This window comes from Maribacter sp. HTCC2170 (assembly GCF_000153165.2).
GTDB lineage: Bacteria > Bacteroidota > Bacteroidia > Flavobacteriales > Flavobacteriaceae > Maribacter_A.
This window is the reverse complement of sequence record NC_014472.1, coordinates 1,374,612-1,400,944: the sequence shown is the minus strand read 5'-3', so window position 1 is coordinate 1,400,944 and position 26,333 is coordinate 1,374,612. Positions and strand designations below refer to the sequence as shown.

The following is a 26,333-nucleotide window of genomic DNA, read 5'->3' as shown; positions in this document are numbered from 1 at the left end:
AAAAAACAAATGTAGCCACATGTATGTAGTAAAAAGAGACGGAAGAAAAGAGCTGATAATGTTCGATAAGATTACAGCGAGAGTACGAAAATTGTGCTACGGCCTAAATGGGCTTGTAGACCCTTTAAAAGTGGCCATGCGCGTCATTGAAGGTTTGTATGATGGCGTAACAACATCAGAACTGGATAATTTGGCGGCGGAAATAGCTGCTACCATGACAACCACTCACCCAGATTATGCAAAACTGGCTGCTCGTATCTCTGTTTCTAACCTACATAAAAACACCAAGAAATCCTTTTCAGAAACTATGGAGGATCTATATACTTATGTAAATCCAAGAACGGGAAAGAAAGCTCCGTTGTTATCTGATGAAGTCTACAAAGTAATTGCTGAAAATTCAGTAGCCTTGGATTCCACAATTATTTACAATCGGGATTTTGGCTACGATTATTTTGGTTTTAAAACTTTAGAACGCTCCTATCTTTTGAAATTGAATGGAAAGATCGCAGAAAGGCCACAGCATATGTTAATGCGCGTATCTATTGGAATTCATTTAGATGATTTAGATGCAGTTAAAGAGACATACGAGTTAATGTCCAAAAAGTATTTTACGCATGCCACGCCCACTCTTTTTAATTCAGGTACTCCAAAACCACAAATGTCATCCTGTTTTCTTTTAGCAATGAAAGATGATAGTATTGATGGTATCTACGATACATTAAAACAAACCGCTAAAATTTCGCAATCCGCAGGAGGTATAGGATTATCTATTCATAACGTTAGGGCAACTGGATCATATATTGCGGGAACCAATGGTACATCCAATGGAATAGTGCCCATGTTACAGGTTTTCAATGATACAGCAAGATATGTTGATCAAGGTGGCGGGAAGCGCAAAGGCAGCTTTGCTATTTACATGGAACCTTGGCATGCGGATATCTTTGAGTTCCTTGAACTAAAAAAGAACCATGGTAAAGAAGAGATGCGAGCACGTGATTTGTTCTATGCTATGTGGATTTCCGATTTATTCATGAAAAGAGTTGAGGCCAATGAAGAATGGACATTGATGTGCCCAAATGAATGTCCAGGGCTTTTTACAAACCATAGTGAAGAGTTTGAGAAGCTTTATCTAAAATATGAATCAGAAAATAAAGGCCGTAAGACGGTTAGGGCAAGAGAGCTTTGGGAAAAAATATTGGAATCCCAAATTGAAACGGGGACTCCTTACATGCTATATAAAGATGCAGCAAACCGTAAGAGCAATCAAAAGAATTTAGGCACTATCCGTTCATCAAATTTATGCACGGAGATTATGGAATACACTTCTCCAGATGAGGTTGCCGTTTGCAATTTGGCTTCAATTGCCCTACCCATGTTCATTAAGAACGGTGAATTTGACCATAAAGAATTGTTCAGGGTAACCAAACGCGTTACCAAAAACTTGAACAAGGTCATAGATAGAAATTATTATCCTGTCAAAGAAGCTGAAAACTCTAATATGAGGCACCGACCAATCGGACTGGGGGTCCAAGGTTTAGCAGATGCCTTTATTTTATTGCGTTTGCCCTTTACGAGTGATGAGGCTAAAAAATTGAATCAAGAAATTTTCGAAACCTTATATTTCGCGGCGGTTACAGCTTCGATGGAAGCAGCCAAAGAAGAAGGCAAATATTCATCTTATGACGGTTCCCCAATTTCACAGGGCGAATTTCAACATAACCTTTGGGGAATTAAGGATGAAGAGCTCTCAGGTCGTTGGGATTGGACCAAATTGCGCAAGGATGTAAAGAAAAACGGTGTTAGGAATTCTTTGTTGGTGGCGCCAATGCCAACAGCATCGACCTCTCAGATATTGGGTAATAACGAATGTTTTGAACCCTACACTTCGAACATATATACGCGAAGAGTGCTTTCTGGTGAGTTTATCGTAGTTAACAAACATTTGTTGGAGGATTTAGTTAATCTTGGTATGTGGAATGAGAATATGAAGCAAGAACTTATGCGCGCCAATGGTTCAATTCAGCATATTGAAACTATTCCACAGGATATAAGAGATTTGTATAAAACGGTTTGGGAGCTTAGCATGAAAGATATTATTGACATGAGTCGTCATAGAGGGTACTTTATTGATCAAAGTCAATCATTGAATCTTTTCATGGAAAATGCAAACTATTCAAAGTTGACATCAATGCATTTTTATGCATGGAAGAGTGGCTTAAAAACAGGAATGTATTATTTGAGAACAAAGGCTGCTGTTGATGCTATTAAATTCACATTAGACAATAGTAAAAAGAAAGAGGAACCTGTCGAAGCTGAAGTCCCTTTGGCTGCCACACCGGCACCAGGGGTGGCAAATGCAATTGAGGTGAAACCAACCCCTGTTGCACCGCAACAAGAATTGGATATTCAACCAATGAGCCCACAGGAGATGAAAGAAATGATTGCACGAGCCAAAGAGGGGCAAGCTGATGATGATTGCTTAATGTGCGGATCATAATGATTCAAAATTCATGACTATGTGTATTAAAAAAGCCCAGCAATTTGCCGGGCTTTTTTTGTTCAACTCTTATGTAAGATTAATTTATTATTTAATAAACCTAATATGATTCCTCTCAAAAATTCATGACAGGAACAACTTTTATAAAGTCACCTTATTATTTTTTAAAGTAATAAGGTCTTATTGCAACAGAAAAAATGTAAGCTGCAACATAAATAAGAAGTAGTATGATATATTTGTCCATGCCCCGATAAAATATTCTATAATGTATATACGCAATAAAAGCTCAAAAAGTTGCCCTTGACTTTATTTATTTGTCAATAATACATGTTAAATATTTACAATATCGCGTTTTATGACAATTTTATGAAATTATGAAGTATGCGCGATAGATAAATAAAAAACTCCAGGAGAATGAAAATGTCTTGAACGGATTTATTCTTTCAATGTGCGTTTAAGAAATTGTCGATACCCTATTTTGGAAAGAAAAAGCAATGAGATATAAACACTTAGAACTGTCAAATACGATATCATAATATATGAAACGAAAAAGTAGGTAAAAGATTACATTTATTCGATGAAGTGTAATTTTTTCTATAAAAATATCTGAAAACTTAAATGTATATGCCTTTTTTGCACCTTATCTTTATGGTATCTTTTTATTCTACCCGATAAAACCCAGAATCATGAAAAATCAAATTTTAAGGGTACTAGTTTCACTGGCCTTACTGCTTGTTTGCACTGTTCAAAGTCAAGAAAAATATGAACCTACTTCAGAGAATTTGGAGAACAGGATCTGGTTTCAAGATGCGAAATTTGGCATGTTTGTTCATTGGGGTGTTTATAGTGTGTTAGGCGGTGGTGGTGATACCGGCATTGCAGAATGGATTATGCAAAACAAAAAGATACCTATTTCACAGTATGAGAAGGTTCCAGATTTTTTCAACCCAATAGATTTTGATGCCGAAGAATGGGTTACTATGGTAAAAAATGCTGGTATGAAATACATTACCATTACAAGTAAGCACCATGATGGCTTTGCCATGTACGATTCTAAGGTGTCTGATTATAATATTGTGGACAAAACCCCTTATGGTAAGGACGTGATTAAAATATTGGCTAAGGAAAGCAGAAGACAGGGTATTAAACTTTTTTTCTACTACTCTCAATTGGATTGGCATCATCCAGATTACTTTCCTCGAGGTAAAACAGGTCAAGGATTTACGGGCAGAGAAGAAAAGGGAGATTGGGATGCATATTTAAATTTCATGAATACCCAATTAAATGAACTATTAACTAATTATGGGCCTATTGGTGGTATTTGGTTTGATGGTATGTGGGATAAGATTGATGAGAATTGGCAATTGGACAAAACTTATAAACTTATTCATGAATTGCAGCCAGGAACTTTGATTGGGAGCAATCATCATGTTAAACCTTTTCCTGGAGAAGATTTTCAGATGTTTGAACAAGATCTTCCTGGTGAGAACACCACAGGATGGCAGGGTTCACACATAAGTGAATTACCGCTTGAAATGTGTTTGACAATCAATGGTTCATGGGGATTTAATCTTATTGACCAAAAACATAAGACTCCAAAAGAATTGGTTCATATGCTTGTAAAAGCAGCGGGAAGAAACGCCAATCTTTTATTGAATGTTGGTCCCATGCCCAATGGAAAAATACAGCCTGAACACAAAGCATCATTAGATGCTATGGGTAAATGGATGGAAATAAACGGAGAAACTATTTATGGCACTAGAGCAGGAATAATAGGGGCTGAAGATTGGGGTGTAAGTACTCAAAAAGGAAAAAAGTTGTATATCCATATTTTGGATTGGAAAAAAGAAGCTTTGCTTATTCAACCATTCGACCAAAAAATAAGGGATATAAAATTCTATAACGATAAGTCTAAGGTACAATATAAGCTTAATGAATATGGCTTATTACTCAAACTACCGAAAGGTAAAAGAACAGATTTTGATACAATTATTGAGATAACCCTAAAATAAAACTACAGAAAGGAATCTACCTCTTTATAAGCATCGATTACAGCTTGCTCACCCAATTGGTCAGGTTTGGAATTTCCATGTTCCATACCCAATATTCCATTGAATCCTTTATCGTGAACCCATTTAAAAACATTTTTATAATTAATTTCGCCTGTGGTGGGTTCTTTACGACCAGGGTTGTCCCCTATTTGTATATAGGCGATTTCATCCCAAGAAGCTTCCATGTTTGGAATTAAATTACCTTCCTGAATCTGTTGATGATAAATATCAAACAAAATCTTGCAAGAAGGGGAGTCAACAGCTTTACAGATTTCATAGGCCTGGGGCGAATCTGTAAGAAACAAACCGGGGTGATTTCTAAAATTTAAAGGCTCCAGTACCATTACCAAGTTATGGGGTTCTAATATTTCTGAAGCTTGTTTTAAACTTTCAATAACATGGGCCCTTTGATAACCAGGTTGTTGTCTCAGATCCACATGACCGGGTACGACTGTCATCCATTTGGCATTAACGCGTTTTGCAACGTCAACTGATTTTTTTATGTAATCTAAAAACTCTTCTCTTTTAGTTTTGTCGCCCGACGCTAAATTAGGTTCTCTCCAATAGATTTCATGTGCCACGAATACTCCCATTTGTAAACCTCTATCTTTCATGGTTTGTGCCATTCTTTCCTGAAGTTCAATAGTCCTTGTCCTCATACCATTGTCTTCAAATGCTGTAAAACCTTGATCTGCCATAAAATTCAATTGATCAATGGGGTCATCACCAGCGTGATGTTTGAACATACCCAAGTGTGGAGCATATTTTAGATTGAATTTATGCTTTACAGCAGTTTGATCGCTAGCACCAAAGGCTAAATTACCACCAATTGCAATGGCCCCACTGGTCATTGCCGTTTTTTGAATGAAGTTTCTTCTTTTCATAATAGTTATTTTAAAGGGCCCAAGCTTTGCCCCCGGTTAATTCTTCTGGATTTCCACATGCGATGTACTCCCCTGGGACTGGCAAGTATACCAAAACATTTTCTCCTACATACTCAGAGGTTTTATAACCCCAAACCGCCATTCCTCGCAGATTTTTGGCAAAGGCATTTCTGGCTACTTCATCATCAAGTTCAACCTTGGTTCCTTCAGACAAGGCACCCATATATTTTTCCAAGGCCTCATCATAGGTAGTCTGTTGTACTTTTGAAATTTTTAACGCCGAGGTCAAAACCTTTTCTAGTTGTTTTGAGGTTAAATCAGCTGCATTTTCTTTGCCGTTATCCCTAAGAGCTTTATCAATGAATTTGTTCATGGCCATTTTAAAGAGGTCTTGTTGCTCTTTAAGCATTACCTGATCAGCAAAGCGATCAATAAAAAGGTTTACTTGTACCTCAGTGGCAGAAGGGGTATCCGTTTTCGGAAGTATAATGTCTACTAGGTGTGTAAGAACAGAACCTTCCTCTTTGGAAAAGAAGTCAGGTGTCCATTCAAGAACATTTTCAGATTTACAGCTCTGAACTATGCTTATCAATGTTGGGGTTGCCACAACATAGCCCAATGATAGCCCCATATTTTTAAGTGCTTTTCTTCTATCCATTATAAATTTCCTTTTTTAAGTTCTTGAGCGGCATGGTTAGCAGCTCTTGCAGTAAAGGCCATATAGGTTAGTGAAGGATTTACACAACTGGCTGAGGTCATGAATGCACCATCTGTCACATACACATTTGGCACGTCATGCAATTGATTATATCCATTAAGCACCGAAGTTTTTCTATTTCTTCCCATCCGTGCAGTTCCCATTTCATGTATTCCTAGGCCTAATGCGCCTGGATTATCAAAGGGTTGTACATCGCGTAATCCCGCTTTTTCCAGCATATCAACTGCAGATTCTTTCATGTCTTTTCGCATCTCCCATTCGTTTTCTTTGAATCCTGCATCGAAAGTCACGGTAGGTAATCCCCATTTATCCAGTTTATCATAATCCAAGGTCATTCGGTTGTCTTCGTAAGGCAAGACCTCTCCAAAACCTCCCATACCAAAGGTCCAACCTCCTGGTTTTAAAATAGCGTCTTTTAAACCTTTTCCAAAAGAAAGTTCGGCAATTTGTTCCTCCCAATTTCCTCTTGTGGCACCTCCTTGGTAACCGAAACCACGTTTGTATTCTTTTCGATTTGTGGCACCACCTAGATTTCTAAAACGTGGTAAATATATTCCACCGGGTCTTCTTCCTTTATAATATTTGTCCTGAAATCCATCAAATTTCCCTGAAGCACCTACACCTAAATGATGATCCATAATATTTCGTCCTAATTGATCCGAATCATTTCCCAAGCCATTTTCGAACCGATTTGATTTTGATTGCATTAGAATAGAAGTGGATGCTATTGCTGAAGCGCAAAGGAAAATTACCTTTGCTTTGAATTCAAATTCTTCGTTGGTCTCTCTATCAATAACTTTTACACCTGTCGCCCTTTTCGTATCAGCGTCATAAATTACCTCATGAACAATAGAATCAGGTCTCAACGTCATATTCCCTGTACGTTCAGCAGCCGGCAGCGTGGAGGAAAGACTACTAAAATAAGCTCCAAAAGGACAACCTCTAATACAACGATCCCTAAACTGACATCTTTGTCTACCTTTAAAATCTTTATCACTGTTTATATGAGCGATTCGACCTCCTGTCATTACTCGATCTTCATAGTTTTCAGCTACACTTTCACGAACATGTTGTTCAAGACAATTTAATTCCATCATTGGTTCAAATTGCCCATCGGGGAGCTGTTCAAGTCCCAATTTTTCACCAGTGACCCCGATATAGGACTCTACCTTATCATACCAAGGAGCGATGTCTTTATATCTTACCGGCCAATCAACTGCAATACCTTCTATTGAATTGGCTTTGAAATCAATATCACTCCAACGATAGCTATGACGGCCCCATTGTAATGAACGCCCACCAACATGGTAACCACGCATCCAATCAAAACGCTTGGTTTCATTGTAGGGGTGTTCTAGATCATTTACAAACCATTGTGAGCTAGCTGCGTGTGCTGTGTACCCTGTCCTATTCTGTTTTTCCTGTTTGGCAATCATTTCCCTTGTTGGTTGCCCTGCATTGGGAAAATCCCAGGGGTCTTTATGTGCTGTGGTATAATCCTCAACATGTTTTACCATTCTACCACGTTCTAGAACCAATGTTTTTAACCCATTTTCACATAATTCTTTTGCAGCCCAACCACCGCTAATACCTGTTCCAACGACGATTGCATCATAAGATGATTGCTCGTCGTTGTAATAAAACTTACCCATATTTTAAATTGTTTACCCTTTAAATGTATTAAATATTAAATTAATTTTCTAAATTTAAAATTCATTCATTCCCCCAATAAAATAACGCAAACGTTATAGTTAGTCAAAGCAAAATTTCCGTTATAAATCAAGATTATGAAAAGATCCATGGTATACCGCACTAGTACCTTTTTAGCCTTAATACTTTTTATGACCTGTATAATTTCATGCAGGGAAACCAAAAAGGAGGCATCGAAAAATAGCGAAGCATCGGAAATGAAAGCCAAACAAAGCGATCCATTTTTTAAATTGTCATTGGCGCAATGGTCCATACACAAGATGATTCGTAATGACAAGGTCGATCCTTACTCCTTTGCTGAAAAAGCGAAAGAATGGGGTTTTACCGGATTAGAATATGTCAGTCAATTATATCCAGCGGATTTAGAGAATAATGAATATTCTAAGGAAGCCATGAAAACCTTTATTGATAAATCAAACGCTGAGGCAAAAAAACATGGTATGCAGAACGTTTTGATTATGATAGATAGACAAGGTAATTTGGCCGTAAGCGATGCTGCAGAAAGAAAAGCTGCAGTTGAGCGGCATTTCAAATGGGTAGATGCTGCCGCATCCATGGGATGTCATTCTATACGTGTGAACCTCGCTGGGAGTGATGAACCTGAAGAGTGGATGGCCAATTCAGTTGATGGATTAACTCAATTGGCGACTTACGCAAAGGATAAGAATATCAACGTTATCGTAGAAAATCACGGAGGCTTGTCATCAAATGGTGCTTTGTTGGCTGAGGTAATGAGCAAAGTGAATATGGATAACTGTGGGACGTTACCAGATTTTGGAAATTTCTGTATCAAACGTTCACCGACAGGATGTGAAGAGGCATATGATAAATACAAAGGGGTAAAAGAGTTAATGGTCCATGCAAAGGCAGTTAGTGCAAAATCCAATAATTTTGATGAGTTGGGGAACGAGACTGAAATAGATTACGTGAGAATTCTTCAAATGGTCAAAGATGCTGGGTATAAGAGTTTTATTGGTGTTGAATATGAAGGGAGCGAACTTAACGAAGAGCAAGGAATAATCGCAACCCGTGATTTACTATTAAACGCGGCTCAGAAAATAAAGTAACGTAAAACAGTTATGAAGGTATTTTTCAATCATTTGTTCGACTACAATTTTTATTGCAATAAAAAATTAATTGAGGAATGTATTAGGTTGAATAATGCACCTAAAAAAAGCATTGAACTTTTTAGTCATATTCTCAATTGTCATCATTTATGGAACTCAAGAATACTTTCGAAACCAATGGAATACGGTATATGGCAGATTCACTCTGTTTCGGATTGGGGAGACATACATTATGAAAATCAACGTAGTTCGTTTGAGATAGTCACCAATGCTACGGATTTTGATAAAAGAATTGATTATGAGAATACCGAAGGCAGGTTGTTCACCAACACCCTACAGGAATTGTTATTTCAGATAATCAACCACTCGACCCATCACCGAGGACAAATTGCCATGGATTTTCGTAATAACGACATAGAGCCCATTAACATGGACTATGCTTTTTATAAGAGATAAGAACAACAAGACATGAAAAAAATTATCCAGATTCAATTATCAGTAATGATGTTTCTGGAATTTTTTATTTGGGGAGCTTGGTATGTGACAATGGGTACTTATCTGCCGAATACTTTAGGGACAACCGACCCTGAAACCGCCATGGCATACTCAACACAATCTTGGGGTGCGATTCTCGCTCCGTTTATAATTGGATTAATTGCTGATAGGTATTTTAATGCGGAAAGGATTTTAGGGGTTTTACATTTGTTGGGGGCACTTCTCATGTACCTCTTGTATAGTGCTACAGATTATACCACTTTTTATCCTTATCTATTATTTTATATGATAATGTATATGTCAACGCTGGCATTGGTAAACTCAGTTTCGTTCAATCAAATGAAGGATCCAGCAAAGGAGTTTTCCTTTATAAGGGTTTTTGGTACACTAGGTTGGATAGCTGCAGGATTACTTATTAGTTATCTAAGCTGGGATTCGGCAAAAGGTATCTCAGAAGGTATGTTAAAATATACTTTTCTTATGGCATCCATTTGCTCTGTAATTCTGGGTGTATTTAGCTTCACTTTACCAAGAACACCTCCAATAAAAAATTCAGATAAAAAAACCTCACTTTCTGAAATATTAGGGTTGGACGCTCTGGCTCTATTAAAGGACCGAAATTTTCTTTTATTTTTTATTTCTTCCGTATTGGTTTGTATTCCATTGGCATTTTATTTTCAAAATCTAAGCGTATTTCTTACGGAATCGAATGTTGACAATTCTACGGCTTGGTCTTCTATTGGCCAGTTTTCAGAAATCATGTTTTTATTACTATTGCCATTCTTTTTGAAAAAATTTGGATTCAAAAAAACGATAATAGTGGGCATGTTGGCATGGATCGCACGTTATATACTTTTCTCATTTGGGAATAGTGGTGATCTTTTCTCACTATTGGTTTTGGGTATTTTTCTTCATGGTATTTGTTATGACTTCTTTTTTGTCTGTGGCCAAATATATACAGATAGCAAGGCTGGGAAAAAATATAAAAGTGCAGCACAAGGCCTGATAACGCTTGCAACCTATGGCATAGGAATGTTAATTGGTTTTTGGGTTTCCGGTATGATAACAGATTCATATTTGAATGAAAATGCAGGTCATGATTGGGCCAGTATTTGGTTGTTTCCTGCAGGATTTGCCTTTGTTGTATTCATTTTCTTCACACTTTTTTTTAAAAACGAGAAGATTACTTATAAAGCTTAGTAATTTTATATAAATTAAAAGTAGATATACTTAATATTAAATTAAATCAATCATGCCAAAAAAATTAAGACTTGGAGTAATAGGTGGTGGTGGGGATTCTCTAATCGGAATTTTACATCGTGTAGCTTCACAGATAAATGATAATTATGAAATTGTAGGGGCGGTCTTTAACCCAGATTTCAAACTGAACAAGGCCTTTGCTCGGGAGATAGATGTGCCTTTGGATAGGATCTATGAAGATTTTGATACTTTCATAGACGAAGAAATGAAGCTTCCTGAAAATATAAGGATTCAAGTTGTTTCGGTACTTACCCCAAATTTTTTACATTATCCGATGGCTTTGAAGCTTCTGGAAAATGGTTTCCATGTAATTTGCGAAAAACCAATGACAACGTCTTTGGATGAAGCAAAAGCACTTCAGAAAGCGCATAAAAAGGCAGGAGCAGTATTTGCTTTGACCCACACCTATACAGGTTACCCTATGGTTCGTCAAATGCGGGAAATGATCAAAAAAGGTGCTTTAGGTAAAATCCATAAAGTCGATGCAGTGTATTATCAAGGATGGATAAATACCATTATTCACGATAAAAAGAAAAGATCTTCGGTATGGCGTCTTGATCCTAAAAAAGCAGGAATAAGCTCTTGCATAGGTGATATTGGGGTACACGCCTTTAATATGGTTGAATATACCACAGGGTTAAAGGTAAAGTCAATCTTAAGCGATTTCAACTACTTGTACAAGGATAATAAGATGGATGTTGACGGCACGGTGCTTATTCGCATGGGGGACCATATTAAAGGTGTTATTCGCTCCAGTCAAGTCGCAACAGGAGAAGAGAATGGCCTTGCTATTTCAATTTATGGGGAAAAGGCAGCTTTCCGCTGGGAACAGGAAAACCCCAACTTTCTTTATGTTTTGAGTGATACTAAACCTACACAGGTTTATAAACCTGGACATGCCTATAATACAAAGCTATCGCTAGATGGCACAAAACTACCACCTGGTCATCCAGAAGGTATTTTCGATTCAATGGCCAATATTTATAAAGGTGCTGCAAAGGCAATTAGAGGGCGAAAATACAATGATGGCGAATTCCCGACCATGTTGGACGGTGTAAGGGGAATGAATTTTATTGAAGCGACAGTTGAATCCCATAAAGGAGGAAACGTATGGGTTAAAATGGGATAGTTGTTGAAATACCTATAATGAAAAACGCCCTCATATAAGGGCGTTTTTTGTTTATTTTTTTCTTTCGAATACTTTCTCGAATTCTTCGCAAACTATAATCATGCTGTCTCTCGGAACCCTGTTAAATTCTTCCAACTCTCTTTCATAATAATCCCAATGTACTTTTTTCCAATATTCTAAACTCTTATCACCTTCACCTTCTAATTCAGCATATGATTTATCAATACTAAAAAAAGGCTTTATTCTAACTGCTGTGGTTTTAACAATACACTGGGCTTTGCCTTCCCAATCTGTAACAACACTAAAATCGCCAATTTTTGGCAAAGGTTCTTTTCGGTATTGAAGACCTAAGAGAGAGTGAGAAGTAGCACGTTTTATTCCTTTCTTTACCAATTTAGCACATTCATTAGCATCATTTTCGTTATCGCAAAAATGAATCGCTTTCGGAGCCTCTGCAAAAGCATCCTCTAAATGATTGTCCAAATAATCTCCCCACATGTTTCTGGCTGATGCATTGTCCATGTTTGTATTGAAAATTTTAAGTTTATGGTTCTATTAAATATAGTATTGTAAAAATGTACAATAATTTAACGAAAAAGCTTTTAGTTTAGTGCTTTAATATTGATTGGCAGCAAGACTTCAAATTTTTTATACCGGCTTTTTTATTAAAAAACGAGTGTAAAATTCTTACGCTGTTCAAAAACAATGTGATACCCTGTTTAATTTCTGATCTATTCCATATCTTTATAAATCAAGGTTTTTAGACATAACCATTATTTAAATCATTAAGTATCTGGTTTGGCCTTAATCAAATTATTTATGTAAGCGATAATGAATTTATTAAAAATAAAGAAATGAAAACAATTAAGGGACCAGCGGTATTTTTGGCTCAGTTTGTAGATAGTAAAGCACCATTCAATACATTGGATGGAATGTGTAAATGGGCTGCGGATTTGGGATATAAAGGAATTCAAATTCCAACTTGGGAGAATTTTTTGATAGATATAGATAAAGCGGCTGATAGTCAAACTTATTGTGATGAACTAAAAGGAAAAATAAACTCATACGGTTTGGAGATTACTGAGCTTTCAACACACCTACAGGGTCAGTTGGTTGCAGTAAACCCAGCCTATGACTTGATGTTCGATAATTTTGCCCCTGACAGTGTCAAGAACAACCCTAAGGCAAGAACCGAATGGGCTGTTGATGTGGTAAAAAAGGCAGCTACGGCAAGCCGAAGGTTAGGAATTAAAGCCCATGCTACATTTTCTGGAGCACTTTTGTGGCATACATGGCATCCTTGGCCTCAAAGACCAGCTGGTTTGGTGGAGATGGGATTTGAGGAGTTGGCGAAAAGGTGGATGCCCATATTAAATCATTTTGATGAGCAAGGGGTAGATGTATGCTATGAAATACATCCAGGAGAAGATCTTCACGATGGTGATACTTTTGAGCGGTTTTTAGAAGCCACGGGCAATCATAAAAGAGTGAATATACTCTACGACCCAAGTCACTTTGTTCTTCAACAATTGGATTATATTACGTATATAGATCATTACCATGAGTTCATAAAATCTTTTCATGTAAAAGACTCTGAGTTTAACCCAACTGGAAAAAAAGGTGCTTTTGGAGGGTACAATGATTGGGGAGATAGAGCGGGACGCTACCGTTCATTGGGCGATGGTCAAATAGACTTTAAGAGTATCTTTTCTAAATTAACTCAATATGGTTGTGATGTTTGGGCGGTAATGGAATGGGAGTGCTGTATAAAAAGTCCTGAACAGGGAGCCAGAGAAGGGGCTGTGTTCATCCAAGATCATATTATCGAAGCCACCGAAAAGACTTTTGACGATTTCGCTGGAGCTGAAATTGATAAGGGAGTGTTGAAGAAAATTCTCGGAGTCTAGATTGACAGACAAGCGATACAAGTTAGCGGAATTACGGAGTCTAGTAAGAGTGGTGATTTGTTTTTGATTTTAAAAGAGATTATAAAACCCAGCAATACGGCAATCTACACGTAATACTTACCTTTGCGTCAAAATAATTTTGAATTATGATTCAATCCATGACAGGATTTGGGAAGTATGTTGTACAACTTCCATCTAAGAAGGTGACAGTAGAGCTTAAATCGCTCAATAGTAAAAGCCTCGATTTAAATGCAAGAATGCCTTCTGCCTATAGAGCAAAAGAACTTGAGCTTCGCAAAACAATAGCCAATTCACTTTTACGTGGTAAAGTTGATTTTGGTCTTTACGTTGAAGAAACTGGTGATGAGACATCTACACAAGTAAACGAAGGTGTTGTAAGGAAATACATGAGCAACTTAAGAGCCATTGCGGACGGAGATGATTTACGTCTTTTAGAAATGGCCTTGCGATTGCCGGATGCCATGAAAACAGAGAGAGAAGATATTGAGGATGAAGAATTTGAAGCTATTCAATTGGCACTCAAAGAAGCTTTAAAGGAAATCAATAATTTCCGGTCTGAAGAGGGTGCCGTTCTCGAAAAGGATTTTGTACAAAGATTAAATACTTTAAATGAGTTGTTGGAAAAGGTTAAGACCATAGATCCAGAAAGACAGGCAACAATTCGTGAACGCTTGGAAAAAGCAGTAAATGACCTTAAGACCGAAGTCGATGAAAATAGATTTGAACAAGAACTTATTTATTACCTCGAGAAATACGATATCACCGAAGAAAAGGTAAGATTGGCCAATCATTTGGATTATTTTAGTAAAACCTTAAACTCAAATGACAGCAATGGGAAGAAGCTAGGTTTTATAAGTCAAGAAATTGGTCGGGAAATCAATACTATTGGATCCAAGGCTAACTTTGCCCCCATGCAGCAACTAGTAGTGCAGATGAAAGATGAGTTGGAAAAAATAAAGGAACAAATGCTAAACGTGCTATAATGAAAGGTGGTAAGTTAATTATTTTTTCTGCCCCTTCAGGTAGCGGCAAGACGACCATTGTAAAGCATCTTTTAAAACAGCCAGAACTTAATTTGGCTTTCTCGGTATCTGCAACTTCAAGAGCTAGGAGAGGAAAAGAAAAAGACGGGGAACATTACTATTTTCTTCATGTTTCAGAATTTAAAAAACATATTAAGAATGATAACTTTTTAGAGTGGGAAGAAGTATACCGTGATAACTTTTACGGCACGTTAAAAAGTGAAGTTGAGCGCCTTTGGGCTGAAGGGAAAAATGTGATTTTTGATATTGACGTGGTCGGAGGTTTACGAATAAAAAAGAAATTCCCTAAGGAAACGTTGGCAGTATTTGTAAAGCCCCCAAGTGTTGATGAACTGAAGATTCGATTGAAAAAACGCAGTACCGAAAGTGATGACAAGATAAATATGCGAATTGCTAAAGCCTCTGTTGAGCTTGCCACAGCACCACAATTTGATATAATAATAAATAATTACGATTTGGAGACGGCTCTTAATGAGGCCCATACACTGGTCGCGGATTTTGTTGGCGCTGATAAATCGATAAACGAGGAGTGAATGAAAAAAGTTGGACTTTATTTTGGTACGTTCAACCCAATTCATATTGGCCATTTAGCCATTGCTAACCATATGGTTGAGTTCTCGAATTTAGATGAGATTTGGTTTGTTATTACGCCCATGAGCCCATTTAAAACTAAAAAGTCTTTATTGGACAATCATCATCGCTATCAAATGGTTTATGAAGCTGTAAAAGACTACCCAAAGTTGAAGCCGAGTAAGATTGAGTTTGATTTGCCACAACCCAATTATACAGTCAATACACTGGTGCAATTGGATGAGGAATACGGGGATGACTATCATTTTTCATTGATAATGGGTGAGGATAACCTGAAAGGGTTTCATAAATGGAAGAATTATGAGACTATATTGGAGAATTATTCCATTTATGTGTATCCTAGGATATCATCGGGTACAGTGGATCACCAGTTTAAAAATCATAGTAAGGTGTATAAAGTAGATGCGCCGATTATGGAGGTTTCCTCTACATTTATTCGGAAGAATCATAAACTGGGAAAGAACATACGTCCTTTACTGCCAGATTCAGTTTGGAAATATTTGGATGAAATGAATTTTTATAGATAAGGACATAATAAAGAGGCCCCATTAAGATTAAATAGGGCCTCTTATTTTCAGAATGAGATCAATTAAAGAAATTCACCAGTATCATCAATCTTCACTCTCATTATTTTGTCACCGTTCTTAAGTTTAACCTTATAGCTTTTGTTAGCGCCTTTCTTTTGGTTGTAAGTTACTCGATATACATCATTGACAACCTTCCATTTAGGGAATCTCTCAGCAACGGCATTTCTTACTGCAGTTGGAAGTTTAACGTCTTCAAACCTTTCTATTGTTCTGATTATTTCACCTTTAGTATTATAAGCTGCAACTATTTTTCCTTCTGGAATATAGAATGAAACATAGTAAAACCCGAAATCATCTTGGTAAAAATCAGAATCCTTTACGTTATAAGCAGCTACTTTTCTTTCTAACATTTTTACAGGAATAGCCACCTCTTTAGAATCTATTGCATTGAGGTATTTATAGTTAACGGCAGTTACAACTACTTCGGATAACTCCTCAACCTTAGGGATCTGGGCAAATACTTGGCTTGTTAAGCCAATTACAAATAAACCAATTAGAAACTTTTTCATGATTAAATTATTTAAGGATTAATAAATTGGTCGACCAGCGTCCATAATCTAACCATTATGTTCAATAAATTTAATCTAATTCCATGCCCTGCACAATGATGTAAATCAGTTGGTTGCTATGCGATTTATATAAGGAAGGATTGCCGTATTTGGCAAATGCAAATAGTATGACTGGCGACTAATGGTTCAGTTTAATACGCTTAAATTTGATTTTCTTGTAATTATCTGTTTCGTAGATGACCCCTAGTATATTCTTATTAAGTTTTACCATATCTGAGTATGCTGAAAAACCATTATGAACTTTAATAATCGACTTCCAAGTTTTAGCTTCATCGCTGCTTGCCATAAGAATTAGATTCACTCTTTTATCTCTGTTGGACGGTGTTGAAAACAATAACAAATTTTGTTTTCCGTGTTGGTTACTGCCCCATCTTAATAAGGCTGATTGTACAATTGGACTAGGGAATTTACTGGATTCAACAATGGGTTGTGAAAATGAAAGGCCACCGTCTATGCTATAAGTTTCTCCTCGATTTTTCTCTTTAGAGCCACCTAAATGATCACGGGTGTTCACGTAAATAGAACCGTCGTTCAGTTCAACAATGGTCGTTTCGTTGGATTGTACCGTATCAGTTAAATTATTGTCAATGGCGCCAATTTTCCAGTTTTCACCTTGGTCGTCAGAATATATGAGGGCCATACAATACGCCTTATTTCCTTTTTCGATACTTATGGCGACAGGGGCCACTAATCTGCCTTTATGGGGACTTTGTTTCAATTCAATGCCATGCACGGGGCCAATTGCATGCCATCGCCAATGGGGAAGCTTAACGTCTTTAGTAATATCTTTTGGGGTAGACCATGTTTTCCCATCATCAACTGAATGAATAACCAATGCTCTACGCTGATTTTTTGGCTCGTAATCTTTATTAAGAATGTCGTGTTCGCTTTGTGGGGTAATATTGAAAAGCAAGACTATTTTGTTTTGTGACTTTACATAAATGGGGACGGGATTCTGTACTGCGATGGTATCCTCATCCACAAGAATTTGTATGGGTTGCCATGTCTTTCCTTTGTTAAGCGATCTACGATATACTAAATCAATGTTTCCGAAATCACTTGTGGAATTTTTCCTCCCCTCGGCAAAAGCTATAACCGCTTTTTTAGATTTTATTAGGGTGGGTATTCTATAAGAATAATAACCATTTAGCCCTGAATAGAACGGAGTCGTCACATTACTTGAATCTTTTGATAGGTCTCTCGTATTCTGGGAAAAAACTAATCCTGTAAATACAATAAATAAAATATAAGGCAGTAATTGCGAGCATGTTTTTGACATTGTCTTATTTTTTATGTGTTAAGATTCTTCCGTTCTTTAATTGGGTATAAGAAGCATTATCAATACTCAGTTGCCCATTTATGATTGCGTATTTTATTCCATGGCTGTACTCATAAGCATTTGTATAGTCAGCCTTATCAGTAAAAGAATTTGAGTCAAATAAAATTATATCAGCAAAGTAACCCTCTATTAATTTTCCTCTTTTGGGTAATTGTAGAATCTCAGCGGTTTTGGACGAACTGTTGTTGATGAATTGATATAATGGAATAATTTTTTGCTCCATCACATATTTACGATACTTTCTCGGAAAAGACCCATATTTTCTAGGATGGCCAGAACCACCATCAGAACCTGTTACCACCCAATCCTGTTTCATGAAATTGGTAATATCCGAGGTGTTCATATTAAATGAAGCTACTTTTATATTATTCTCTTTCAATACTTCAAGTACTGTTTCCTCTGGGCTCAGAGCCATTAGGTTTGCAACTTCAAAAAGTGTGTTGCCAACCAGAGTAGAATCTTCGGCTCTTACCATGAGCAGTTTATCAGCCCCTCCACGACGTATAATGTTGTTCTTTGTATCCTTTAAGATCCTTTCTTTTAATTCTGAATTCTTATATCTAATGAACAAGGAATCTTTTCCTCCGCTCTCCGCCCATCTAGGAACCACCGCGGCCTGCAAACTTGTAGCGGATGCTTCATATGGATATTGATTTGCGGTTATTCTAAGGCCTTGTTCATTGGCTTCTTCTATTAGTCCAATAATTGTATCGCTTTCCTCCCACACATCAACACCCAGGCATTTAATATGCGAAATATGTATTGGAATGTTGGTCTTATCACCTATTTCAATGGCTTCTTTTATTGCTGGAATCAATCCGACGGAGAATGTACTTTCATCTCTTAAATGTGTATCATAGATGCCGTTATTTCTGGCCACGATTTTGGCCAATTCAATAACTTCATCAGTTTTGGAATAACTACCCGGTTTGTAAAAAAGGCCGGTTGAAATACCTATTGCACCATCATCCATTTCTTTTTGGAGCAGTTGTTTCATTTGCTCCATTTCTACTTCGGTTGGGTCTCGATCACTATCGCCCATACTTTCTTTTCTGATAGTTCCGTGGCCTACGAACATTACTATATTTGTGCCTAAACCTACTTTTTGATGAATAGGCTTGTATTTGCTTATAGGGTATAGACTATTACCATCGTTGCCAAGTGCGACAGTAGTAACACCTTGCCATAAAAACGGCTGATTGTGAGATGTTTCCGCATTTATGAGGTCTCTATCCGAATGGGTATGTGGATCAATAAATCCAGGACTAACAATTAATCCTTTTGCGTTAATGACTTTTTTAGCTTTTAATCCAATGTTGCTGCCAATGAAACTGATTTTATCCCCAGAAATACCAACTGAAACCATTTGGGGTATACTATCGACACCATTATAGACCATTCCATTCTCAATAAGAATATCAATTTCTTTAGCTTGTTTACAAGAAAAGAATAAAGGGATAATAAATAATAGCCAAACTTGCGATGACCTGGATTTGAGCATAACAAACTTTCAGGTTTATGAATTAATAGATGCCAGAATTTGACTAAAGATGTGATGCTTTGGTAAGTTCATCAGTTCCCAGATGCTTATCATCTTTATTGAAATACCAAGCACGTGTTTTCGGCAATTTTATACTTGCGGCTTTTTCAATTCCACTAAGAAGAATATACTCACCATCGTTTTTTGATTCGTCATGAAAAAACTGATATACTTCCATAGCGAATGTTTCAGGATCAAAATAAAAATACCAAGTATCCTTGCCAACATCTTCATCATAAGTCACTTTTAGTACCAAATACTCTTTTCCTTTGAATTTCTTGGTTTGAACAGTTGGATCAAGATGTGTACCTGGATCTTTTAGTTTCATGGGAAGTCCATATAGATAGGTATAGTAATTCTTCATGACATGAACGCGCTCACAACTAATACGATGTTCTTTTTTGTCCTCCTCGGAAATATCAGTATTTCCATTCAACCTAAGTGTACAATCACCATTAGAAAGTGACTGTTCAATTACATCATCTTTGGTTGTTGTGGTGAGTTTAAATGATTCTTTTGGTAAATCTATTTCTACCACACTAAGTCTTTCCCTGCCATCGGGATAGCTCATGGTTATGAATAATTTTCCTTGAAAAATATCCCAAAGGTCGTTGGGATCATGATATTCAATTGACTTGTCCAATAACTGAGTTGCGGTCAAATCTTGTGCCTTAGCATCATAGAAAATAATAAATACAAGTAATAGAATAAAATACCGAAGCATACCCGAAATAATTTATTTCTAAGATAGCCCTTTTCTTGGTACTCAAAAAATTATTCTTCCGCCCGTGTTGGCTCTATACTACTATCGTGTTCATTGTAGTATGATTCTATCAAGTTCATAGTACCGGTCATTAGATCTTTTGTTTCTAAAAGCAAAGAAAAATATAATGTGGTATTCTTTGGGCTTGATTCTTCAGTTCGTGTTCTTGTTACTTGTTTTTGAATTTTTTCAGTTACTAGATTAAATAATTCTTGTTTTCTTTTAAGTATTACTCCAATTTCCTCAAATGACCTGTTGTCAAACGCTTTTTTGGTCTTACCGAGTAGATCCTCCAATTCAAAATCTAACTGTTTTAATTCCTTGATCTGGTTATATTTTAATTTCTTGTGATTGTTATTGATATGTTTATGGCTTATTTTGGCGATGTACCCTAACGACTGAACAATATCGGTTAAATAGCCTAAAATGGTGATATAGAAATCACTTGCCCCAATACTGGATTCATCAAGGTTTTTGATAAAATAAAAAAGGTTGTCGCGTAATTCATCTATTTCGCCTGTAAGTTTGGAAACCTGCTTTTTATTCTTTTTTAATTGATCCAAATCCTGCCTTGCAAGACCATTGATGGTGTTAGTATAAATCTTGTTTGTTCTTTTGATTACCCTAGCAATATTATTCGCACTTTCCTCAATTACTCCTTGAATAGAACTACTTTCGGCTTTTCTTAAACTGTCTTCCGCCTTTATTTCCTTTGATTTTTTATTATATGAGATATAATTTCTTGCCAACAATAAGATGGCTATAAATAATAGAATGGCGATTGCCGTACCTTGGCCAAAACTAATTAGGGTTAGGATCGTACCGGCAACAATAAATGCGATTACCGCAGTACCGAACCAACCACCAATTACATTTAAAACCCCTGCCACCCGATAAACAGCACTTTCTGCTCCCCAGGCCCTATCGGCCAAAGAAGTACCCATTGCCACCATGAATGTGACATATGTAGTTGATAAAGGTAATTTATAAGAGGTAGCGATAGAAATCAATATACCCGCCACAGTTAAATTGACTGCAGCCCTAACCATATCAAAGGCAGGCATTTCATAGGTTTTCTCCTTTGAAAGTACAATAACAGGTCTCTCAAACTGCGCATCTATTTTATTCGCAAACGTCTTAGGGAAAAGCAATGAAATCCTAGATAGGGCAACAGAAAGTCTTACTATTCCCCTTGAAAGTACATTGGGTTGAAAACGTTCTTTGGCTTCACCTTCCCTTGAAAGATTAATCTCTGTATCAGCAACGTATCTTGCTTTTTTCGAAAACCATAAAGTTGCCACCATTATCATTCCAGAAATGAACAGTAATAATGTTGGTGTGGGTACTTTTTTGGCAAGTATGTCCATACTGAATTCCGATGCTAGAATTCCAGAGGCATTCCAAGCCTCGTATGACTGAAATGCTGCAATGGGAACACCAATAAAATTCACCAGGTCGTTACCAGCAAATGCGAGTGCCAAGGCGAATGTGCCAACGCCGATAATCAGCTTATAAATGTTGATATTAGCCAAGGTCATGAGTATAAAAGATAAAAATGACCATATCACAAAATTTACAAGAATAAGGCTCCAGACTTGATCTTCAAGAAAGTCTTTAATGGTCAGGCCGCCTATAATATGAAAGCTTTGACTGGCATATGCAGTTCCTTTTATACCTTTCATTAAAATGAAATAAGTAATGGCCGAAAGGGCAACGCCACCAAATATTGAACCAACCCATTTAGGCTTTTTTTCAAAATTATAGGAAAGCAATAATCTTGTTATCCATTGTACCAAAGCACCAATAGTAAAAGCAAAAACTACCGAGAGAAGAATTCCCATGATTATTTGAAATGCTTTTGAGGTGTTTATATAATTTACCAGTTCGGCCATTTCACCTCCAGCATTCCAAATTTTAATCATTGACATAGCAACAGCAGCACCCAAAAGTTCAAATACGATAGAAACAGTTGTAGAAGTGGGCATGCCCAGTGTGTTGAAGAAGTCCAATAGAAGTATATCGGTTATCATAACTGCCATGAAGATGAACATGATTTCATTGAACATGAACTCACCAGGGTTGAATATTCCTTTTCTGGCAACCTCCATCATTCCACTTGAAAAAATTGCTCCGCATGCGATTCCTACACTTGCGACGATCATAATTGTTCGAAATGAAATCGCTTTTGAGCCAATGGCCGAGTTAAGAAAGTTCACGGCATCATTACTTACGCCTACAACTAAATCAGCTATGGCAAGAACCGCCAACGCGATGATCATTAGAAGATAAATATTATCCATTTCTTTTAATTGAAAGTAACATGCAAACGTACTTTAATTTCGATAAATGAATGTAACCTAAATGTTATCAATTGGGGCAATAATCTATTTAACTCAATTACATTTCAATTCTTGGAATATTTTTTGGCAATCAACTGAAAAAGAGCTTTTGACAACGGTATGGGGTAAAAAAATCTTTGATGATTTTACTTGTAGTTTACATTAAATTTACATTAATTTAACAATAGTTTAAATTGTATTAGGGTGGATTACGGGTTATACGAAATATTGCAATTATTTGGGTCTTTAGGACTGTTTTTATTTGGGATGAAGGTGATGAGCGACGCTTTAATGAGCCTTGCTGGAGATAAAATGAGGAAGATTTTGGCGACAATGACCTCCAATAGATTTTTAGGGATTTTCACCGGTTTTTTTATTACCTCGGTTATTCAATCTTCATCGGCTACTACATTAATGGTTGTAAGCTTTTCAAACGCGGGCTTACTCACATTAATGGAATCGATAAGTGTAATCATGGGTGCCAATATAGGTACAACCATTACCGCATGGTTGATTACTATTTTAGGATTTAAAGTTAGTATGAGTGTGATTGCGCTGCCGTTGGTTGGACTTGGATTCTTATTTACGTTTGCAAAAAAAGAAAATTTAAAGAATTGGGGAGGGTTTATAATCGGATTTGCAGTTTTGTTCATAGGACTACAATTTTTAAAAGATGCTGTTCCTGATATCAGACAAAACCCGGAAATACTTGAATTTTTAAGCAGATATACTGATTTAGGGTTTTGGTCTGTGCTTCTTTTTCTTGCAATCGGAACTATCTTGACAGTAATAATTCAATCCTCAAGTGCTACTATGGCCCTTACATTGATTATGACCGCTCAAGGATGGATTCCTTTTCCACTTGCGGCGGCAATGGTTTTGGGAGAAAATATAGGAACAACTATTACTGCTAATTTAGCAGCTCTGGTGGCGAATTTTCACGCAAAACGAACAGCACGGGCACATCTTATTTTCAATGTAATTGGGGTAATCTGGGTTCTGTTGTTGTTCTATCCATTCTTGAGGTTTGTAGAATGGCTTGTTAGTTTAACAGGGTCTGAATCACCTTATATGAGTGCCGCGGCCATACCTGTTGCATTATCACTTTTTCATACCAGCTTTAATATTATCAATACGTTTGTTTTGGTTTGGTTCATTAAACCAATTGCAGCTGTTGTTGAAAGATTAGTCCAAGCAAGAGTTGAGCCTTCAAAAGAAATTGATGAGCCAAAATTCTTGAATGAAAAGGTTTTAAAATATCCTGAAACTTTACTTATCTCATTGGTTAATGAATCAAAATATCTTTATAAAAATGCTGTTTTTCAAATAGTTTCACATGCATTGAACATACATCGTGAAGATGTTACTTCCGATGTTGGACTCAAGAAAATAGTCAAAAGGTCAAAAGAAGATTTTAAAACGGATGTGCGTGAACTATACTATACCAAGGTGAAAAAAATATATGGCGAGATAATAAAGTATGCTACAACAGCGCAAACTGCCTTAAAGTTGAATGAAATACAAAACCAACGGGTTTCGGAAATCAAAATAGCAAACCGTAAAATGGTTGAAATTGTTAATGATGTAAGAGAACTTGGCAGAAACGTTTCTTTTTACTTAAACTCTGAAAATAAACACGTAAGTAAAGAATATGATAAATTCCGCAAAAAGATAATCAAGACTTTGCGCGTTATTTATTTGTTTAGAACTAAGGAAGACAAAGAACAATACTACGTAAAGCTTTTGAAACTTAAAGAAGCAGCTAAGGAAGGCGCTAATCAATCCAATAAATCTATAAATAAACTCATCCGAGAGGATTTGATTACTGTTGACATGGCATCCTCATTAGTGAATGATAATGACAATGTAAATAATATTACCAAAAAATTGATTGATGTCGCGGAACTACTTTATAGCGAAAAGGATTCTTTGTTAGAAAATGGAGGTGTAGAAAGCGTGCAAGAAGAAACAGTTAATCTTTAGAGTACTTATTACCATTGGAATAGTTAAACTAATTATATATAAATAATAGCATGTTCAGAAAATCTCTGTTTTATCTTTTCTTATTGGCACTGGCCATTGTACTGATTTATAATCCAAATTTTAAGACTATTGCGGCTGGTGTGGCAATACTACTTTTTGGAATGATCATGCTCGAAGAAGGTTTTAGGGTATTCACAAAAGGACCACTTCAAAATCTACTTAAAAAAGCAACAGATAAGCTATATAAGAGTATTTCGGTTGGGGCATTAGTAACTGCTTTAATTCAATCCAGTTCCCTGGTATCGGTAATTACCATTTCATTTATTAGTGCAGGTTTAATATCCTTGGCAGGCGGGTTAGGACTTATTTTTGGTGCCAATATTGGTACTACTGCAACAGCCTGGCTTGTTGCAGGTTTCGGATTGAAAATAAAGATTTCAGCACTTGCGATGCCCATGTTGGTTTTCGGAATAATTTTTTCATTTCAAAAGAAGGCTTCATTAAAAGGAATAGGAAATGTATTGGCGGGATTAGGTTTTTTCTTTCTAGGTGTACATTATATGAAAGAGGGGTTCGATGTCTTTAAGGAATACATTGATTTGACCCAATATGCTGTCCCAGGTTTTTTAGGGGTTGTAATCTATACCGGCGTTGGTATTCTTATAACAACCATTCTTCAATCAAGTAGTGCCACATTGGCTCTAATTTTAACGGCCTTATCCGCAGGGCAAATAGATTATGAAAATGCTTTGGCATTAGCTATTGGTGCAAACGTGGGAACAACGATTACCGCAGTTTTAGGGTCATTAAGCTCAAATGTGGCAGGGAGACGATTGGCCGGTGCCCATTTGATTTTTAACATGGTAACAGGGTTGGTAGCACTGGGTTTTATTTACCCTTTAGCTGATTTAGTGAATATATTATCAGATTCCTTTGGAATTTCCACTACTGATTACACCCTAAAACTTGCACTATTTCATACGATATTCAACATAATAGGGGTTCTTCTTATGATTCCGTTCATTAAAAAAATGGAAAAACTATTGATTAAGGTATTCAAGGAAAAAGATGAAGAAAAAGATATTAGTGAACCTAAATTCTTGACTGAATCTGTTTTGGAATTCCCTGCTTCGGCCATTTGGGCATTGAGAAAGGAATCTAAATATCTATTTAAAAAGGCAATTTTTGAAATTGTTGCCCATGCATTGAATATTCATCGTGAAGATATAAAGTCAAATCTTAAGCTTAAGAAAGTCGTAAAGAGATCTCAAGAAGATATGAATACTGATGTAGAGGAACTCTATTATACTAAGGTAAAGACCATATATGGTCAAATCATTAAATATGCTACTACAGCTCAAAGTAGATTAAAACTGTCCAACAAGCAGAATAATCAAATATCTGAGATAATTGTTGCAAACCGTAAAATGGTAGAGATAATTCGTGATGTGAGAGAATTGAATAAAAATGTTTCTTTTTATTTAGATTCTGATAACGAATACATTAGTAAGGAGTATGATAAATTTCGAAAAAAAATAGCCAAGGTGTTAAGGGTTATTTATTTGTTTAGAACACAGGACGAGAAAGAACAGTATTATTCAAAGCTGATTCTTCTTAAGCAAGAAGCTAAAGAGGCCATGCGCCAGGGAAATGATTCAATAAATAAGTTGATAAGAGATGGTTTGATTACCGTTGAAATGGCATCTTCATTAGTGAACGATAATGATAATGTTAATGATACAATTAAGAAATTGATACAGGTTGCTGAACTACTATATGGCGAAAAAGATTCATTACTTGAAAAGGCCAGTTAAAACAAAAGCCCTTCATTGAAGGGCTT

The 26,333-nt window shown here is 36.5% G+C and carries 21 protein-coding genes; 12 read left to right on the top strand and 9 right to left on the bottom strand.

The window, feature by feature from the left end:
- Nucleotides 1-19 precede the first annotated feature (19 nt).
- Together FB2170_RS06235 and FB2170_RS06230 are read left to right on the top strand one after the other, a co-directional pair.
- On the top strand, nt 20-2,497 hold the full coding sequence (locus FB2170_RS06235; protein ID WP_013305684.1) for a ribonucleoside-diphosphate reductase subunit alpha: 2,478 nt from the start codon (nt 20-22) through the stop codon (nt 2,495-2,497).
- Nucleotides 2,498-3,183: 686 nt separating this feature from the next.
- Entirely contained in the window at nt 3,184-4,509 is a 1,326-nt protein-coding gene (locus tag FB2170_RS06230) for an alpha-L-fucosidase (RefSeq protein ID WP_013305683.1), read from the top strand.
- 2 nt (nt 4,510-4,511) lie between these two features.
- Here the strand turns inward: FB2170_RS06230 and FB2170_RS06225 are convergent, their stop codons facing one another.
- From FB2170_RS06225 to FB2170_RS06215, 3 genes are read right to left on the bottom strand one after another with little or no spacing between them, the layout of a single operon-like run.
- Nucleotides 4,512-5,432: a hydroxypyruvate isomerase family protein gene (locus FB2170_RS06225; protein WP_013305682.1), complete on the bottom strand. Its 921-nt coding sequence runs from the start codon at nt 5,430-5,432 to the stop codon at nt 4,512-4,514.
- Between the two features lie 10 nt (nt 5,433-5,442).
- Complete coding sequence (locus FB2170_RS06220) at nt 5,443-6,090, bottom strand: gluconate 2-dehydrogenase subunit 3 family protein (RefSeq protein ID WP_013305681.1); 648 nt, start codon at nt 6,088-6,090, stop codon at nt 5,443-5,445.
- Complete coding sequence (locus FB2170_RS06215; RefSeq protein ID WP_013305680.1) at nt 6,090-7,802, bottom strand: GMC oxidoreductase; 1,713 nt, start codon at nt 7,800-7,802, stop codon at nt 6,090-6,092. Before FB2170_RS06215 ends, FB2170_RS06220 begins: the two co-directional genes overlap by 1 nt.
- 135 nt (nt 7,803-7,937) lie before the next feature.
- On the opposite strand from FB2170_RS06215, the gene FB2170_RS06210 reads away from it, so the two are divergent.
- From FB2170_RS06210 to FB2170_RS06195, 4 genes are read left to right on the top strand one after another with little or no spacing between them, the layout of a single operon-like run.
- A complete protein-coding gene (locus FB2170_RS06210) occupies nt 7,938-8,927 on the top strand; it encodes a sugar phosphate isomerase/epimerase family protein (protein WP_013305679.1) in 990 nt (329 codons plus the stop codon).
- A gap of 12 nt (nt 8,928-8,939) precedes the next feature.
- Nucleotides 8,940-9,383, top strand: coding sequence for a DinB family protein (locus tag FB2170_RS17615; protein WP_013305678.1), 444 nt, complete (start codon nt 8,940-8,942; stop codon nt 9,381-9,383).
- 12 nt (nt 9,384-9,395) lie between these two features.
- On the top strand, nt 9,396-10,622 hold the full coding sequence (locus FB2170_RS06200; protein WP_013305677.1) for an MFS transporter: 1,227 nt from the start codon (nt 9,396-9,398) through the stop codon (nt 10,620-10,622).
- Nucleotides 10,623-10,674: 52 nt separating this feature from the next.
- The gene (locus FB2170_RS06195; protein ID WP_013305676.1) at nt 10,675-11,811 is read left to right on the top strand and encodes a Gfo/Idh/MocA family protein; all 1,137 of its coding nucleotides are present in this window, start codon (nt 10,675-10,677) and stop codon (nt 11,809-11,811) included.
- A gap of 51 nt (nt 11,812-11,862) precedes the next feature.
- On the opposite strand, the gene FB2170_RS06190 is transcribed toward FB2170_RS06195, so the two are convergent.
- Nucleotides 11,863-12,333 (bottom strand): ASCH domain-containing protein, encoded by a 471-nt coding sequence (locus tag FB2170_RS06190; protein ID WP_013305675.1) that lies wholly within the window; start codon nt 12,331-12,333, stop codon nt 11,863-11,865.
- A gap of 332 nt (nt 12,334-12,665) precedes the next feature.
- Between FB2170_RS06190 and FB2170_RS06185 the strand changes: the two genes are divergently transcribed.
- The 4 genes from FB2170_RS06185 to nadD all read left to right on the top strand — a co-directional run bounded on the left by FB2170_RS06185 (nt 12,666) and on the right by nadD (nt 15,900).
- Nucleotides 12,666-13,718, top strand: a complete 1,053-nt coding sequence (locus tag FB2170_RS06185) for a sugar phosphate isomerase/epimerase family protein (RefSeq protein WP_013305674.1) — start codon at nt 12,666-12,668, stop codon at nt 13,716-13,718.
- Nucleotides 13,719-13,864: 146 nt separating this feature from the next.
- Complete coding sequence (locus tag FB2170_RS06180) at nt 13,865-14,722, top strand: YicC/YloC family endoribonuclease (RefSeq protein ID WP_013305673.1); 858 nt, start codon at nt 13,865-13,867, stop codon at nt 14,720-14,722.
- Nucleotides 14,722-15,315 (top strand): guanylate kinase, encoded by a 594-nt coding sequence (gmk, locus tag FB2170_RS06175; protein WP_013305672.1) that lies wholly within the window; start codon nt 14,722-14,724, stop codon nt 15,313-15,315. The genes FB2170_RS06180 and gmk overlap by 1 nt, the downstream gene beginning before the upstream one ends.
- Nucleotides 15,316-15,900, top strand: a complete 585-nt coding sequence (gene nadD / locus FB2170_RS06170) for a nicotinate (nicotinamide) nucleotide adenylyltransferase (RefSeq protein ID WP_013305671.1) — start codon at nt 15,316-15,318, stop codon at nt 15,898-15,900.
- A gap of 62 nt (nt 15,901-15,962) precedes the next feature.
- Here nadD and FB2170_RS06165 read toward each other — a convergent pair whose 3' ends face one another.
- From FB2170_RS06165 to FB2170_RS06145, 5 genes are all read right to left on the bottom strand, one after another.
- Entirely contained in the window at nt 15,963-16,469 is a 507-nt protein-coding gene (locus FB2170_RS06165; RefSeq protein WP_013305670.1) for a nicotinic acid mononucleotide adenylyltransferase, read from the bottom strand.
- A gap of 178 nt (nt 16,470-16,647) precedes the next feature.
- A complete protein-coding gene (locus tag FB2170_RS06160; RefSeq protein ID WP_013305669.1) occupies nt 16,648-17,808 on the bottom strand; it encodes a sialidase family protein in 1,161 nt (386 codons plus the stop codon).
- Between the two features lie 4 nt (nt 17,809-17,812).
- Complete coding sequence (locus FB2170_RS06155) at nt 17,813-19,369, bottom strand: N-acyl-D-amino-acid deacylase family protein (protein ID WP_013305668.1); 1,557 nt, start codon at nt 19,367-19,369, stop codon at nt 17,813-17,815.
- A gap of 43 nt (nt 19,370-19,412) precedes the next feature.
- Nucleotides 19,413-20,132, bottom strand: a complete 720-nt coding sequence (locus FB2170_RS06150) for a DUF6503 family protein (RefSeq protein WP_013305667.1) — start codon at nt 20,130-20,132, stop codon at nt 19,413-19,415.
- Between the two features lie 50 nt (nt 20,133-20,182).
- Nucleotides 20,183-22,471, bottom strand: coding sequence for an inorganic phosphate transporter (locus tag FB2170_RS06145; protein ID WP_013305666.1), 2,289 nt, complete (start codon nt 22,469-22,471; stop codon nt 20,183-20,185).
- A 243-nt stretch (nt 22,472-22,714) separates the two neighbouring features.
- Here FB2170_RS06145 and FB2170_RS06140 point away from each other — a divergent pair, with 243 nt between their 5' ends.
- Nucleotides 22,715-24,493 carry a Na/Pi cotransporter family protein gene (locus FB2170_RS06140; RefSeq protein ID WP_041632695.1) on the top strand — a complete coding sequence of 593 codons (1,779 nt, stop codon included), beginning with the start codon at nt 22,715-22,717 and terminating at the stop codon, nt 24,491-24,493.
- Between the two features lie 50 nt (nt 24,494-24,543).
- Nucleotides 24,544-26,307 carry a Na/Pi cotransporter family protein gene (locus FB2170_RS06135; RefSeq protein WP_013305663.1) on the top strand — a complete coding sequence of 588 codons (1,764 nt, stop codon included), beginning with the start codon at nt 24,544-24,546 and terminating at the stop codon, nt 26,305-26,307.
- Nucleotides 26,308-26,333 lie beyond the last annotated feature (26 nt).